A 15,128-nucleotide genomic window follows, 5' to 3' on the forward strand; every position below is an offset into this window, starting at 1 on the left:
GACCGGATCGCCGGGCGGGGCTATTGTCGCAAAGAAGCGACCCCGGGTGCTATGCAGCGAGTTTCTTCAGTTCCTCGTCGCGCAGTTCCCGGCGCAGTATCTTGCCGACGTTGGTGGTCGGCAGGCTGTCGCGGAACTCCACCTCCTTGGGCACCTTGTAGGCGGTGAGCTTGTCGCGCATGTGAGCACGCACCTCATCAGCGCTCAGCTGGGCGCCCGGCTCCCTGACGATGAATACCTTGATCGCTTCACCGGTCTTGTCGTTGGGTATGCCGATGGCCGCGCATTGCAGCACGCCCGGGATGGCCGCCATCACGTCTTCCAGCTCGTTGGGATAGACGTTGAAGCCGGACACCACGATCATGTCCTTCTTGCGGTCGACAATGCGCATGTAGCCATCCTCCTGGATGATGGCGATGTCGCCGGTGCGCAGCCAGCCCTCGGCGTCCATCACCTCGGCGGTGGCCTCCTCGCGCTGCCAGTACCCTTTCATCACCTGCGGACCCTTCACGCACAGCTCGCCGCGCTCGCCGATACCCAGCTCGTTGCCGTCATCATCAACCACCTTGCACAGCGTCGAGGGCACCGGGATGCCGATCGTACCGAGCTGAGCGGCATTGGCCGGGTTCACCGATACCACCGGGCTGGTTTCGGTCATGCCGTATCCTTCGGAGACTTCGCAGCCGGTCACCTTCTGCCATCGTTCGGCGGTTGCCTGCTGCAGCGCCATGCCGCCGGACAGGGTCAGCTTCATGCCGCTGAAGTCCAGCTGGCGGAACTGTTCGTTATTGCACAGCGCGGTGAACAGCGTGTTCAGGCCGACAAACGCCGAGAACCGGTACCGACTCATCTCCTTGACCGTGGCAGGTATGTCCCGCGGGTTGGTAATCAGTATGTTGTGACCACCCAGCAGCATGACCGACATGCAATGGAAGGTGAACGCATAGATGTGATACAGCGGCAACGGGCAGATGATCACCTCACCGCCTTCCACCATGTCCGAGGGCATCATCACCTTGCACTGCAGCATGTTGGCGATCAGGTTGCGGTGGGTAAGCATGGCGCCCTTGGCCACGCCGGTGGTGCCGCCGGTGTATTGCAGCACGGCGGTGTCCTCTGCCGCTGGCGATGCCTCGGTGAAACGCTCGCCGGCGCCCATCTTCATTGCCCTGACGAAGGGCACCGAGCCGGGAATGTTCCAGGCGGGCACCATCTTCTTCACATGTTTGACGACACTGTTGACCAGCACCCGCTTGAAGGTCGGCAGCATGTCGCCAACCTCGGTAACGATCACGTGTCTGACCTGGGTTCTGGGCACGACCTGTTCGGCCAGATGGGCCATATTGGCCAGACAGACCAGCGCCTTGGCGCCCGAATCGTTGAACTGGTGCTCCATCTCACGGGCGGTATACAGCGGGTTGGTGTTGACCACTACATAACCGGCACGCATGGCGCCGAACACGACGATGGGATATTGCAGGACGTTGGGCAGCTGTACGGCGATGCGGTCGCCCGGCTGCAGACCGGAATGCTTCTGCAGGTAGGCAGCGAACTCCCCGGATAGCCGGTACATCTCGCCCCAGGTGATGGTCTTGCCGAGGTTGGTGAAGGCCGCCTTGTCGGCGAAGCGTTCACAGGATTCTTTCAGGACTGCCAGAACGTTGGGATACTGACCGGCATCTATCTCGGTGGGGATACCGTCCGGATACTTGTCAGCCCAAAAATTCTCATGCATGAAGACCCCCTGGATGCGTCCAATTTGCAGTGATGCTGCTGTTTTATTTGAAGTGGGCAAAAATGTGATTTCGACTCATCCGTGAATATTTGGCTCACTCTGGTCGAAAAGTGGCTGAAGCCTAACAGCTTTTCCAGACTCAGGCCACCGTTTCCGAAGGCCCGTTACAGACCCTTACAGAAGCGTCCGCAGCGGTGGAAAGCGTGTCGATCAGGCATGAAAAAGCCGGCTGTTGCCAGCCGGCGTCGATCATCCCCGCTCAGGCGTCGCGCAGTTCGCGGCGCAGGATCTTGCCTACCGGTGTCATCGGCAGTGATTCGCGCAACTCATAGTGCTTGGGTACCTTATAGCCGGTGAAGTTGGCCTTGCAGTAGGCCTTCAGCTCGTCCACGGTCAGATCCGGGGAAGACGGCACGACGAAGAGTTTCACTGCCTCGCCGGACTTCTCGTCGGGAACGCCGATGGCGGCGGCATTGGCCACCTTCGGATGGGCTGCAACCACGTCCTCGATCTCGTTCGGATAGACGTTGAAGCCCGAGACGATGATCATGTCCTTGATCCGGTCGACGATACGGACAAAACCGTCCTCGTCGATGATCGCCACGTCTCCGGTTCTGAACCAGCCGTCGGCATCCATCACTTCCGCAGTGGCTTCCGGGCGCTGCCAGTAACCTTTCATCACCTGCGGCCCCTTGACGCAAAGCTCGCCACGCTCACCCAGCGGCAGCTCGTTGCCCTCTTCGTCCACCACCTTCAGGGCAGTGCCGGGCGCGGGCAAACCTACCGAGCCCAGCTTCGCCAGGCCGTCCCCCGGGCTCGCACACACCACCGGCGAGCACTCGGTCAGACCGTAGCCTTCGCCGATCAGCACGCCGGTCTTGCCCTGCCACCGCTCTGCGGTCGCCTTGACCAGGGCCGTGCCGCCTGAAGTCGTGCTTTTCAGCCTGGAGAAATCGATGTCTTTGAACTCAGGATGATCCATCAGCGCAACGAACAGGGTGTTGAGCCCCACGATGGACGAGAACTGCCACTTCTTCAGCTCCTTGATGAAGCCGGGAATATCCCTCGGATTGGTGATCAGCACGTTGTGCTGACCGGACAGCATCATGCACATGCAATGCACGGTGAAGGCATAGATGTGATACAGCGGCAGGGGCGCGATGACTATCTCGCCACCCTCTTCCATCAGCCGGTTGCCCTCGCTGTCAAGCTGCTGCATGTTGGCATGCACCTGCAGCATGTTGGCCACGAGGTTGCCGTGGGTGAGCATGGCACCCTTGGCCACGCCGGTGGTTCCACCGGTATATTGCAGCACCGCCACGTCATCCAGCGTGCGGGTCACCGGCACCGGGGTATCGTCGCCGCACCGACCCAGCGCTGCCTTGAGGGAAACCGCCTGCGGCAGGCTGTAGCGCGGCACCATCTTCTTCACGTACTTGACCGCAGCGTTGACCAGCAGCCCTTTCAGGCCCGGCAGCATATCGCCCATGCGGGCTTCAAAGAGATACTTGATTTCGGTATCGGGAAGGACTTCCTCGACCAGATTGCCGAAGATGTTCATGTAGATCAGCGCCCGGGCTCCGGAATCGGTGAACTGATGGCGCATCTCGCGGGCGGTGTACAGCGGGTTGGTATTGACCACAACCAGGCCCGCCCGCATCGCGCCGAATACCGCCACGGGAAACTGCAGCACGTTGGGCATCTGGATGGCGATGCGGTCACCGGGCTTGAGGTCGGTGAATTTCTGGATATAGCAGGCAAAGGCAGCTGAATGGCGGTCGATATCGCCCCATGTGAGCGTCACCCCCATATTGGTGAAGGCGGCCCGCTCCGCATGCTTGGCACAGGAGGCGTCGAACACCTCGAGAATCGAGCCATACTGGCTCAGGTCGATATCGTTACTGACCCCCTTGGGTCGCTTGTCATTCCAGAACGATGCTTCCATTGGCTCCATTTCTCCTGTTGGAGTGTCAAGCGTCCATACATGCCTATGCAGACACTTGTCTTGTTATTATCAGTCGGCCATAGCCGTGGCCCTGCGCCAAATTACCAGCAACGCGGCAAAATACAAAACGGCCTTTTGTTTCATTTTTGTTTCCCATACTGCCGAACCGGCCACCGGCCGAGTCGGCTCAGACTGGAGTCTAGTTCATGTCCATGTTGGAAAACCGCACCTATGATCAGCTGTCCGTGGGCGTTCATGCGAGTCTTGAGCACACCGTCACCGAACGGGATCTGATCCTGTTCGCCGCTGTGTCCGGAGACGTCAATCCGGTACATCTGGACGAGGAGTTCGCCGCCGCGACGCCGTTCAAGGGCCGGATCGCCCACGGCATGCTGTCCGGTGCGCTGATCTCCGCTGCCATCGCCTGCGAACTGCCGGGCCCGGGATCCATCTACATCGGTCAGGAAATGAGTTTCCTGCGGCCGGTGCGGCCGGGTGACGACATCCGCATCGAGCTGGAGGTGCTTGAGAAGTTGCCGAAGAACCGGGTACGCATCGCGACCCGCGTGGTGAATCAGGAAGGCAAGAAGGTGGTGGATGGGGTCGCAACGGTCATGGCGCCCACGGAAAATGTCAGCGTTCCCCGCCCTCAGCTGCCGGAGGTGAGCTTCTGAAGCCCCGATGCCAGAAACGAAAACGGCCGCCCCCTCCCCGGGGCGGCCGTTTTGCATTGGCGGCTGCAGATTATTGGTGCCTGGCGCGGGAATCGCTGGCCAACTGCTCGTCGCTGCGATTGCGGGTGCGCAGCCAGCTCATGGCAATGGCGATGATCAGAATCAACCCCACCACACCGAGCATCGGGTATACGGTACCCACCAGTTTGGTAAAGCCCACCTGGCTCAGGGCCAGTCCGACAAGGGCGAAGATGGCACTCAGGGCGCGGAAGCGGTTTGTCTCCGGAGCCGCAAAACGGGCACTGAATGCGAAGAACATACCCACTGCAGTGCTGTAGATCATACAGATGAGTGCCAGCGACATCAGCATCGCCAGCCAGGGGTGAATCTGGTTTGCCAGCTGAAGGGTCGGAATTTCGACACCCAGCAGTCGATCCATATTGGCGAACATGCCGATGTTCAGCAAAATGATCAGGAAGCCCAGACCCAGGCCACCGGCGATCCCGCCCAGGGCAGCCGCCTTGGGCTGCTTGGTCAGCCCGCCGATCACGGCCAGCATGGGGAAGCCCACGGCAATGTTTAAGGAGGCCCACAGCAGACCGCTCAGCGCCCAGTGGGGAACTTCCGCTCCGAGAAAGGTGATGATCGCTGCTTGCTCGGCGGCCTGATTCAGCTCTTCACGGGAACCGGTACTGGTGTAGATCGAGTAAACGGTGACGGCCAGCACCATTATGAGCAGGAAAGGCATCACGGCGCTGTTCAGGTTGATGATGCCGCGGACATTCAGACACAGGGTGCCGATCACCAGCACCGTCATCAGCGTAGAGCCGATAAGGGGAGCGAGCCCGAACTGCTGGGCCAGCGTCGAGCCGGCTCCGGCCAGCATCCCCACGCCCACGCCATACAGGAAGAAGGACAGAACCACGTCCACCACTAAACCTGCCTTCTCACCGAACAGGGTGTACAGCACCTGCTTGTGCGAGCCGGCTTGCATGATCGAGCTGATACGCGCGATATGCATGCCGAGGAAGGCAAACAGCACGGCTGCAACCACCGAGCCGGCGACACCCGCGATGCCGTATCCGGTAAAGAACTGGATGACCTCGTTCCCGGATGCAAAACCACCGCCGATGACCACCGACATATAGGCCAGTGCGATCTGAAAGGAGTGTTTGTTCATTCTTGTGATCTCTACGTAGTCTTTATAATTCTAGTTGAGCCGCCTTACTCTCGCTTGACGGCTGTTACTGACATTTCCACCAGAATGTCGTGCTCGCACATTCCGGCCTCCACTGTGGCTCGCGCCGGGGCAACGCCCTCAGGCAGCCAGCGATCCCACACGGCATTCATGCCGGCGAAATCGCGCTCGATATCTTTCAGGTAGATGGTTACCGAAAGAATATGCCTCTTGTCGCTGCCCGCCTCAGCGAGCAGTTTCTCGATTTCCTGCAGGGTCTCGCTGGTCTGCTGCTCGACCCCGGCTTCCAGGTTCTCCGCCACCTGACCGGACAGGTATATGGTATCCCGGTGGATGACGACCTGGCTCATGCGCCGATCAGTGTGCAGTCGCTGTATCGCCATGGGCGGAATCCTTGCTGTTGCCGTAACGGGAAATACTCAACCCTTCGGTGCTGATCTGCGGCTTCTTCTTCGCCAGCAGATCTGCCAGCAGACGCGCCGACCCGCAGGCCATGGTCCAGCCCAAGGTGCCATGCCCGGTATTCAGGAACAGGTTGCGGTAGCGGGTGGGCCCGATGATAGGCGTACCGTCCGGCGTGGCCGGACGCAGGCCGGTCCACAGATTAAGACTGCTGGTATCAGCAGCGCCCGGGAACAGATCATTGATGATCATCTTCAGGGTCTCGCCCTTGCGCGGATCGATCTTCATGTCGAAACCACGGATTTCCGCCATGCCGCCAACTCGGATGCGGTTGTCGAAACGGGTGATGGCCACCTTATAGGTTTCGTCGAGCATGGTCGAGACCGGCGCCTTGCCCTCGTCGATGATCGGCACGGTGATCGAGTAGCCTTTCAGCGGATAGATCGGGGCGCGGATGCCCAGCGGCGCCAGCATCTGCGGACTGAAGCTGCCGAGCGCAACGACATAGTTGTCTGCCGTCAGCAGCTTGCCGTCCACCCAGACACCATTGAGGCGGTCGCCGGCATAGTCCAGGCGCTCTATATTCTGATTGAAGCGGAACTCGACACCCAGCTCACGGGCCATCTCGGCAATGCGCCGGGTGAATTTGAGGCAATCGCCGGTCTGGTCATTGGGCACCCGCAGGCCGCCGGTGAGCTTGTCCACCGACCCGGCCAGACCCGGCTCGGCATTGATCAGCGTCTTGCGATCGAGCAGCTCGTAGGGCACGCCCATCTGCTCCAGCACCTTGATGTCCTTCGCCGCATTGTCGAGCTGGGCCTGGGTACGGAACAGCTGCGTCAGCCCGAGCTGGCGGTCCTCATAGCTGATTCCGGTCTCGATGCGCAGCTCGTCCAGGCAGTCGCGGCTGTATTCGGACAGCCGCACCATGCGCTCCTTGTTCACCGCGTAACGGGCCGCAGTGCAGTTGCGCAGCATCTGCGCCATGAACATGTACTGGTTGACATCCGCGGTCGGCTTGATAGCCAGCGGAGCATGCTTCTGCAGCATCCACTTGATGGCCTTGAACGGCACGCCGGGGGCCGCCCAGGGTGACGCATAACCGGGGGAGATCTGGCCGGCGTTGGCATGACTGGTTTCTTCGGCCACGGCCGGCTGGCGGTCGATCACCGTCACCTCGAAGCCCTGACGCGCAAGATAATAGGCGCTGGTGGTGCCCACAACGCCACTGCCAAGAACCAGAATATGCATTGCTCAACTCCTCGTCCCCACCGGGGTCATTCACGATTGCCGGATTATAGGAGAGCCATCACAGTTGATTTCACTATTTTAGGCGCTATATTTAGCTCTTAATCCCGTTCAATTAGCCGAAGGTCTAGACAGATTCCCCAATGAGAACCAAACACAGAGCCCAGCGAGAACTGGACCGCATCGATCGACAGATTCTCCGAGAGCTGCAAGCCGAGGGCCGGTTGGCCTTTACCGAACTGGGCGAGCGGGTCGGCCTGTCGACCACACCCTGCACCGAGCGCGTCCGCCGCCTGGAACGGGAAGGCGTTATCATGGGCTACAGTGCCCGGCTCAATCCTGAGCATCTGAACGCGAGTCTGCTGGTCTTTGTGGAGATAAGTCTCTCCTACAAATCAGGTGACATCTTCGAGGAATTCCGGCGGGCGGTACTCAAACTGCCGCATGTGCTCGAATGCCATCTGGTATCCGGTGACTTCGACTACCTGATCAAGGCACGCATCAACGAGATGGCGTCCTACCGCAAGCTGCTCGGCGACATCCTGCTCAAGCTGCCCCATGTGCGCGAGTCCAAGAGCTACATCGTCATGGAAGAAGTGAAGGAGTCACTGGTACTGCCGATCCCCGAACTCTGAGTGCTGCCGCGCCGCAGCACCTTACCGGACAGCCTAGATCAATTCTCCGGTGATTGCGCGATCACGCCCTGCTCTTTCAGCTCGGCCAGCCTGGCCTCGCTGAGCCCCAGACGCCCGCTCAGTACCGCGTCGGTATCCTGCCCCAGCATCGGTGGTGCGCGGTGATACGCTACCGGCGTGGCAGACAATTTCAACGGGCTGCCCACCATCGAGAACAGCGGGTTACGAGGGTGCGGCAGCGGCACCAGCATCTCGCGCGCCGCTACCTGCGGCTCAGCCAGGGCCTGGGCAATATCATTGATCGGTCCTACCGGCACCCCCACGGCCTGGATACGTCCGACCCACTCGTCAGCCGAGGCGGTCAGAAAGCGCGCAGCCAGGATATCGATCAACTGATCACGGTGCGCAACGCGATCCGCGTTGCGCCTGAAACGCGGGTCATCGGCCAGCTCCGGCGAGCCGATGGCCCGACTGAGAGCCACAAACTGACTGTCATTGCCGCAGGCAATGATGAAGTCCCGGTCGGCGGCCCGAAACACCTGATACGGCACGATATTGGCATGGGCATTGCCATAGCGCCCGGGCACCCTGCCCGATACCAGGTAGTTCATGTTCTGATTCGCCAGCGTCGCCAGCTGCACGTCGAACAGCGCCATGTCGCAGTGCTGGCCACGGCCGGTGGTCTGCCGGCTGATCAGCGCCGCCTGGATGGCGATGGTGGCGTAAAGGCCGGTCATCAGATCAGCCACCGCAACACCGGCCTTCTGCGGACCGCCGCCGGGCAGATCATCCCGTTCCCCGGTGATGCTCATCAGTCCGGCCATGCCCTGAATGATGAAGTCATAGCCCGGCTCCGATGCCCGCGGGCCGGTCTGGCCGAAACCGGTGATGGAGCAATACACCAGTCTCGGGTTGAGCTCGGCCAGGCTGGCATAGTCCAGACCGTAACGTGCCAGCGAGCCGGCCTTGTAGTTCTCGATCAGCACGTCGCTGTCGGCGGCCAGCGCCCGCACCAGCTCCTGCCCCTCGGCGCTGGCAAGATCCACCGCCACGGAATATTTACCCCGGTTGGCAGCCTGGTAATATGCCGCCTCGCCGCTGGAATTCCCCTGCTCGTCCGGCATCCAGGGCGGACCCCAGCCGCGGGTATCGTCCCCGGAGCCAGGCCGTTCGATCTTGATCACCTCGGCCCCGAGATCGGCGAGGATCTGCCCGCACCACGGGCCCGCCAGCACCCGGCTCAGATCCAGTACCCTTATGCCTGCAAGTGCACCCATACATAGTCTTCCAATGCCAAGAAAATCGGACCCGGCCAACCGGGTGGTCCGCATACTATGCCGATGCCGTGCAGGGGTAAACCCCGGGGTCGACTCGCTCAGTTTCGCTCTGCGGTATTTCATTCTGCTTTATTGAATTTGGTGCGCAGTCGGCGCTAACATGCAGCACCCACCACCCTGTTCAGGGACATTTTCAGGACAACGGCCCCGGCCATCAGGAGATCACATGATTCGCGACCCGGAAACCCTACAGATTCTGCTCGACTCCATTCGCCAGTTCGTCAATCAGGAGCTGATTCCCCGTGAACACGAGGTAGCGGAGACGGACTCGATTCCGGATGACATCGTTGCCCAGATGAAGGACATGGGGCTGTTCGGCCTGACCATTCCCGAGCAGTACGGCGGGCTGGGCGTGACCATGGAAGAAGAAGTGAACATCGCCTTCGAGCTGGGCCGCACCTCGCCGGCATTCCGCTCCTATATAGGCACCAACAACGGCATCGGCTCCATCGGCATTCTGCTGGACGGTACCGAGGAGCAGAAGACTCATTACCTGCCGAAGCTGGCGGCCGGGGAATACCTCAGTTCCTTCTGCCTGACCGAGCCGGACTCCGGTTCCGATGCCGCCTCGCTGAAGACCACCGCCGTACGCGACGGCGACCATTACATTCTCAACGGCACCAAGCGCTTCATTACCAACGCCCCCCACGCCGGTATCTTCACCGTCATGGCCCGCACCAATCCCGAGATTCGCGGGGCCGGCGGCATCAGCTCCTTCATCGTCGAGGCCGGCACGCCCGGCGTCACGGTCGGCAAGCCGGATCAGAAGATGGGTCAGAAAGGCGCACACACCGCAGACGTGATCTTCGACAATGCTCGGGTGCCCGCCGCCAACCTGATCGGTGGTGTCGAAGGTGTAGGCTTCAAGACCGCAATGAAAGTGCTCGACAAGGGGCGGCTGCATATCGCCGCGCTGTCGGTCGGTGCGGCCGAGCGCATGCTCGATGATTCACTGCGTTATGCCGTGGAGCGCAAGCAGTTCGGTCAGCGCATCGCTGACTTCCAGCTCATCCAGGGGATGCTCGCCGACAGCAAGGCGGAAATCTACGCCGCCCGCTGCATGGTGCTGGACGCCGCGCGCAAGCGTGACGAAGGCCTTAACATCAGCACCGAAGCGTCCTGCGCCAAGATGTTCGCTACCGAGATGTGCGGCCGGGTCGCCGACCGGGGTGTGCAGATCCATGGCGGAGCCGGTTACATCAGCGAATACGCCATCGAGCGCTTCTACCGTGACGTGCGTCTGTTCCGTCTGTATGAAGGCACCACCCAGATCCAGCAGGTGATCATCGCCCGCAACATGATCCGCGAAGTGGAAGACTGACCCCATCTGCCGGCGGGAGCACCCCGCCGGCTCACTCCCACTTTTCAGCCTTCGCGCATCGCCTTGACGCTGCGCCGTACGAAGTCGACACACAGCTGCGGCTGGGTCAACGGCAGCATGTGACCACCATCGACCAGTTCCAGCTGTACCTGCCGGATGCGGTCAACCATCGCCTGGCCCTGCTCGTTCGGATCCAGGATCCGGTCATCGCGCCCATACAGGATACGCACCGGTGTCTGGAGCGCGGAATAGCTCTGCTCCAGCTGCGGTAATACATGTTCCAGTGCTACCAGATCCCGTGACGACGCAATGTAGTGGGTGGGCCGCAGCCCCAGCGCCCCGCCTCCTCGCAGGGGGAAATCCGCCGGGGCCTTTTCCGGCCCGAATACCACATCCAGCGCCTGTTCCCGTCGGCGAATGCTCAGCGGCACCATAAGCGTCCAGGCGAAAATCGCGCGCAGCCAGCCCTGGCGAATGGTCAGCGGCGCAAACACCTCCGACGGCCCGTCCGCTGGCATGTGAGTCAGTGGCGCAATCAATGCCAGACTTGACACCTTCTGCGGATGTTTCAGCGCCGTGGCCAGCGCCACCGCGCCACCCAGCGAGTGGCCGACCAGCACCGGCCGGCCCAGCTGCAGCGCATCGATCGCCGCGGCCAGCACATCGGCCTGGGCAGCGAGCGAGGCCGATGCGCCCCTTGCCCGCTTCGAGTAGCCACTGCCGGGACGATCGATCGCCACCACACGATAGTCCTTCGCCAGTTCGCCAAGCATGGCATAGGCGTAATTGGCCACCACGCCCCCCAGCCCATGAATCAGCAGCAGCGTTTCCGGACCGCTGCCTTGCTCCACATAGTGCAGGCGGTTACCCATGAGGGTGATGAAACGCCCTTCCGGCGGCAGCCCCAGCTCCACCCGTCGGGCGATCACCAGGGTGAAGAAAAACAGAACGGCGATGACTACAAAGACCAGTCCCGCCAATATCCACAACAGATCACTCATGCTTTTTCGATTCCCCGTCAGTGGCTCAACCCTTGCCGGCAAGGCCGGGCAACAGGCGCCAGTAATTGACCGGCAGCAGGCGCTCCAGCCAGGAGAGGATCAACGCATCATTGCCGACGATGACCCTTACCCGGTCCCGCTCGATACCCCTGAGAATGATATCCGCGGCCCTGGCCGGCGGCATGCGCAGCAGCTTCTCGGTGCGCTTGAGGCGGGCCTGCAGCTCGGCGTCATTCACGCCTGCGGGCACCCGGGCGCTGCTGGCAATGGCGGTGGCGATGCCGCCCGGATGCACCACGGTCACGCCTACCGGACTGCCGACCAGCTCGAGCCGCAGGGCGTTGGAAAACCCTCTCACGGCGAACTTGCTGGCACAGTAGGCGGTCTGGCCGGCCGGGGTAATCAGGCCGAACAGGCTGGAGAGGTTGACGATCCGAGCTGCCGGGCGCTGCTTCAGCAACGGCAGGAAGGCTCTGGTCATGCACACCACGGCATCGAAATTGATCGCCATGAGCCAGTCGAAGTTCTCCACCGACACCTGCTCGAAGGTGCCCCCGAGGGCCACGCCGGCGTTGTTGATCAGCAGATCCACCTGACCATGCTCCGCCAGCACCCGCTCCGGCAATACGGCTATCGCTGCCCGGTCGGCCACATCCATCGGATGCTCGCTGACACGCACGCCCAGCGCCCGGGCCTGCTCAGCCGTCTCCGCCAGCTGTACCGCATTGATATCCACCAGCGCCAATCCGCAACCGCTGCGGGCCAGGGCCAGCGCCAGCTCCCTGCCGATACCACTGCCTGCTCCAGTCAGTACTGCCACACATCCGACTATCTTCATTGTCTGTCCTTGAATCCACGCGGTTATTGAAAATGCAGCACGCCGTCATCCAGCTTCCCGTACTGGATGAGGTATTTGTCCTTGAGATAGTTCTGGTTCACCTGCCACGCCGGCTTGTCACCCTGTCTGGGCAGCAGGTGCGCAGCGCGCTGCACGTAGCCGGAGGTGAAGTCGATGAACGGCTTTGCCGTCGCTGTCGGATCCCTGCGGGCCACAACCACGCAGGCACCCCGCCGATCCATATGGCGCAGCAACCGGGTCAGATAGTTCGCCGTCAGCTCCGCCTTGAGCGTCCAGGAAGCGTTGGTATAGCCAAAGGTGAGGATCAGGTTGGGTACATCACTGAGCAGCATGCCCTTGTAGGCCATGCATTCACTGATGTTGACCGGCCGACCATCGACCGTGAGCTGGACATCCCCGAGGGCGCAGAGTTTGAGACCGGTGGCGGTGACGATGATGTCCGCCGGCAGTTCGGCGCCCGATGCCAGCCTGATGCCACTGGCAGTGAATTCCTCGATGGTGTCGGTGACGATCTCCACCCGGCGCGCTCGCAGCATGTGGAACAGGTCACCGTCAGGCACCGCGCACAGCCGCTCGTCCCAGGGGTTGTAGCTGGGTGAGAAATGGCGCATATCGACATCCGAGCCGACCTGGCGCTGCAGCAGGTGCAGCAGGTACTGCCTGGCCTTTGCCGGCTTACTGCGCGCCAGCCGATAGAAATACTGACCAAGCAGGATGTTTTTCCAGCGGGTCAGATGATAGGCCAGCGGCAACGGCAACCAGCGTTGCAGAGTATGGGCAATGCCATCGACCAGCGGCCGTGAGGCGACATAGCCAGGCGAGCGCTGCAGCATGGTCACCTGTGCACCCTGCTCGGCGAGTGTGGGTACCAGCGTCACCGCTGTTGCGCCGCTGCCGATCACCACGATGCGCTTGCCGCTGCAGTCCAGCCCCTCGGGCCAGAACTGGGGATGGATGATCTGGCCGGCAAAGGCGGCCTCGTTCGGAAAAGGTGGCCGATAGCCTTCGTCATAACTGTAATAACCCGAGCACATCGACAGGAAACGCGTCTGCAGTGTTTCCTCGTGCACCTGGCCGTCTGTCCCGGTAATGCGCACCTGAAGGGTCCACAGGGCCTCGTCGCTGTTCCAGCTGGCGGCGATCACCTGGTGACCGTAGCGGACATGGTGGATGACCCCCGACTCGTCGGCGATCTCCTCGATATAGCGCTTGATATCCGCGCCGTCGGCGATGGCCTTGCGGCCGGTCCAGGGCTTGTAGCTGTAACCCAGGGTATACATGTCCGAATCCGAGCGCACGCCGGGGTAGCGGAACAGGTCCCAGGTTCCGCCGATGGCGTTGCGCCGCTCGAGAATGAGAAAGCGCTTGTCCGGACAGCGCACGCTGAGCGCCCGGCCGGCACCGATGCCGGAAAGACCCGCTCCGACGATGATCACATCCAGCGGTTCCGGCTTGAACAACTCCTGCTGTTCTTGTTGTTTTTGCATATCTGCCATCCCTGAAATCAGTGGACAACCATAATCAGGCAATAAAAAAGCCCCGGTAGACGACTCTACCGGGGCTTCTCACGTCAGGCTATAGATCAGACCCGTTCAAAAACGGTGGTGATACCCTGACCCAGACCAATGCACATGGTAGCGATACCGATGGTGCCGTTGTTCTGCTTCATCACGTTCAGCAGGGTGCCGGAGATCCGCGCACCGGAGCAGCCGAAGGGGTGACCCAGAGCAATGGCGCCGCCGTGCAGGTTGACCTTCTCATCCATCTTGTCGAGCAGCTTCAGGTCCTTCAGCACCGGCAGCGCCTGGGCCGCGAAGGCTTCGTTCAGCTCGACATGGCTGATGTCATCCATGGTCAGGCCGGCACGCTTGAGCGCCTTCTTGGTGGAAGGCACCGGACCGTAACCCATGATCGACGGATCGCAACCGGCCACCGCCATGGAGCGGATCACCGCCATGGGCTCGACGCCCAGGGCCTTGGCACGCTCGGCGGACATGACGATCATGCAGGACGCGCCGTCAGTGATCTGCGAGGAAGTACCCGCGGTCACGGTGCCACCCTTGGGGTTGAACGCCGGGCGCAGCGCGGCCAGGCTTTCCAGGGTGGTCTCCGGGCGGATGGTCTCGTCTTCGGTGAACACGCGCAGGAAGCCGTTCTCGTCGTGGCCTTCCATCGGGATGATCTCATCCCTGAACTTGCCTTCGACGGTGGCCTTGTGCGCCAGCTGGTGCGAGCGCACGCCGAACTGGTCCTGCTGCTCGCGGGTGATGCCATGCATCTTGCCCAGCATTTCGGCGGTCAGGCCCATCATGCCGGCGGCCTTGGCTGCATACAGCGACAGCGCCGGGTTCGGGTCAACGCCATGCATCATGCCGACGTGGCCCATGTGCTCGACGCCACCGACCACGAACACATCACCGTTGCCGGTCATGATTGCCTGGGCGGCGGTATGCAGCGCACTCATGGAGGAGCCACACAGGCGGCTGACGGTCTGGGCCGCGCTGGTGTGGGGGATCGGGGTCATCAGCGATGCCATGCGGGCGATGTTCCAGCCCTGCTCCAGGGTCTGGTTCACGCAGCCCCAGATGACATCTTCGACTTCCGCCGGGTCGATCTTCGGGTTGCGCTCCAGCAAACCGGTGATCAGCCTGGCTGACAGGGTCTCGGCACGGACATTGCGGTACATCCCGCCCTTGGATCGGCCCATGGGGGTGCGGCCAAAGTCGACTATTACAACGTCTCTCGGATTGAGGCTCATAAATTCACTCTCGCT

The 15,128-nt window shown here is 61.6% G+C and carries 13 protein-coding genes; 3 read left to right on the top strand and 10 right to left on the bottom strand.

Annotated features, from left to right (window positions below):
• Positions 1 to 49: 49 nt before the first annotated feature.
• Positions 50 to 1,735 (bottom strand): long-chain fatty acid--CoA ligase, encoded by a 1,686-nt coding sequence (locus IEW63_RS05415; RefSeq protein WP_188635600.1) that lies wholly within the window; start codon positions 1,733 to 1,735, stop codon positions 50 to 52.
• A 259-nt stretch (positions 1,736 to 1,994) separates the two neighbouring features.
• Positions 1,995 to 3,680, bottom strand: a complete 1,686-nt coding sequence (locus tag IEW63_RS05420; RefSeq protein ID WP_188635601.1) for a long-chain-fatty-acid--CoA ligase — start codon at positions 3,678 to 3,680, stop codon at positions 1,995 to 1,997.
• A 206-nt stretch (positions 3,681 to 3,886) separates the two neighbouring features.
• Between IEW63_RS05420 and IEW63_RS05425 the strand changes: the two genes are divergently transcribed.
• On the top strand, positions 3,887 to 4,354 hold the full coding sequence (locus tag IEW63_RS05425; protein WP_188635602.1) for a MaoC/PaaZ C-terminal domain-containing protein: 468 nt from the start codon (positions 3,887 to 3,889) through the stop codon (positions 4,352 to 4,354).
• A 70-nt stretch (positions 4,355 to 4,424) separates the two neighbouring features.
• On the opposite strand, the gene IEW63_RS05430 is transcribed toward IEW63_RS05425, so the two are convergent.
• The 3 genes from IEW63_RS05430 to IEW63_RS05440 are packed head-to-tail and all read right to left on the bottom strand — an operon-like array spanning position 4,425 to position 7,205.
• Positions 4,425 to 5,534 (bottom strand): YkvI family membrane protein, encoded by a 1,110-nt coding sequence (locus IEW63_RS05430; RefSeq protein WP_188635603.1) that lies wholly within the window; start codon positions 5,532 to 5,534, stop codon positions 4,425 to 4,427.
• Positions 5,535 to 5,578: 44 nt separating this feature from the next.
• Entirely contained in the window at positions 5,579 to 5,935 is a 357-nt protein-coding gene (locus IEW63_RS05435) for a RidA family protein (protein WP_188635604.1), read from the bottom strand.
• Positions 5,910 to 7,205: a D-amino acid dehydrogenase gene (locus IEW63_RS05440; RefSeq protein ID WP_188635605.1), complete on the bottom strand. Its 1,296-nt coding sequence runs from the start codon at positions 7,203 to 7,205 to the stop codon at positions 5,910 to 5,912. The genes IEW63_RS05435 and IEW63_RS05440 overlap by 26 nt, the downstream gene beginning before the upstream one ends.
• Positions 7,206 to 7,345: 140 nt before the next feature.
• Here IEW63_RS05440 and IEW63_RS05445 point away from each other — a divergent pair, with 140 nt between their 5' ends.
• Complete coding sequence (locus IEW63_RS05445; protein WP_188635606.1) at positions 7,346 to 7,837, top strand: Lrp/AsnC ligand binding domain-containing protein; 492 nt, start codon at positions 7,346 to 7,348, stop codon at positions 7,835 to 7,837.
• Positions 7,838 to 7,875: 38 nt separating this feature from the next.
• On the opposite strand, the gene IEW63_RS05450 is transcribed toward IEW63_RS05445, so the two are convergent.
• Complete coding sequence (locus IEW63_RS05450; protein ID WP_188635607.1) at positions 7,876 to 9,114, bottom strand: CaiB/BaiF CoA transferase family protein; 1,239 nt, start codon at positions 9,112 to 9,114, stop codon at positions 7,876 to 7,878.
• 226 nt (positions 9,115 to 9,340) lie between these two features.
• Between IEW63_RS05450 and IEW63_RS05455 the strand changes: the two genes are divergently transcribed.
• Positions 9,341 to 10,495, top strand: coding sequence for an acyl-CoA dehydrogenase family protein (locus IEW63_RS05455; protein ID WP_188635608.1), 1,155 nt, complete (start codon positions 9,341 to 9,343; stop codon positions 10,493 to 10,495).
• A 44-nt stretch (positions 10,496 to 10,539) separates the two neighbouring features.
• On the opposite strand, the gene IEW63_RS05460 is transcribed toward IEW63_RS05455, so the two are convergent.
• The 4 genes from IEW63_RS05460 to fadA form a co-directional block, all read right to left on the bottom strand.
• Positions 10,540 to 11,496, bottom strand: coding sequence for an alpha/beta fold hydrolase (locus IEW63_RS05460; protein ID WP_188635609.1), 957 nt, complete (start codon positions 11,494 to 11,496; stop codon positions 10,540 to 10,542).
• 25 nt (positions 11,497 to 11,521) lie between these two features.
• Positions 11,522 to 12,334: an SDR family NAD(P)-dependent oxidoreductase gene (locus IEW63_RS05465; RefSeq protein ID WP_188635610.1), complete on the bottom strand. Its 813-nt coding sequence runs from the start codon at positions 12,332 to 12,334 to the stop codon at positions 11,522 to 11,524.
• Positions 12,335 to 12,357: 23 nt separating this feature from the next.
• Positions 12,358 to 13,842: a flavin-containing monooxygenase gene (locus tag IEW63_RS05470; protein ID WP_188635611.1), complete on the bottom strand. Its 1,485-nt coding sequence runs from the start codon at positions 13,840 to 13,842 to the stop codon at positions 12,358 to 12,360.
• 95 nt (positions 13,843 to 13,937) lie between these two features.
• Positions 13,938 to 15,113, bottom strand: coding sequence for an acetyl-CoA C-acyltransferase FadA (gene fadA, locus IEW63_RS05475; protein ID WP_188635612.1), 1,176 nt, complete (start codon positions 15,111 to 15,113; stop codon positions 13,938 to 13,940).
• Positions 15,114 to 15,128: the final 15 nt, after the last annotated feature.

It is taken from the genome of Halopseudomonas pertucinogena (assembly GCF_014646575.1).
GTDB classification, from domain to species: domain Bacteria; phylum Pseudomonadota; class Gammaproteobacteria; order Pseudomonadales; family Pseudomonadaceae; genus Halopseudomonas; species Halopseudomonas pertucinogena.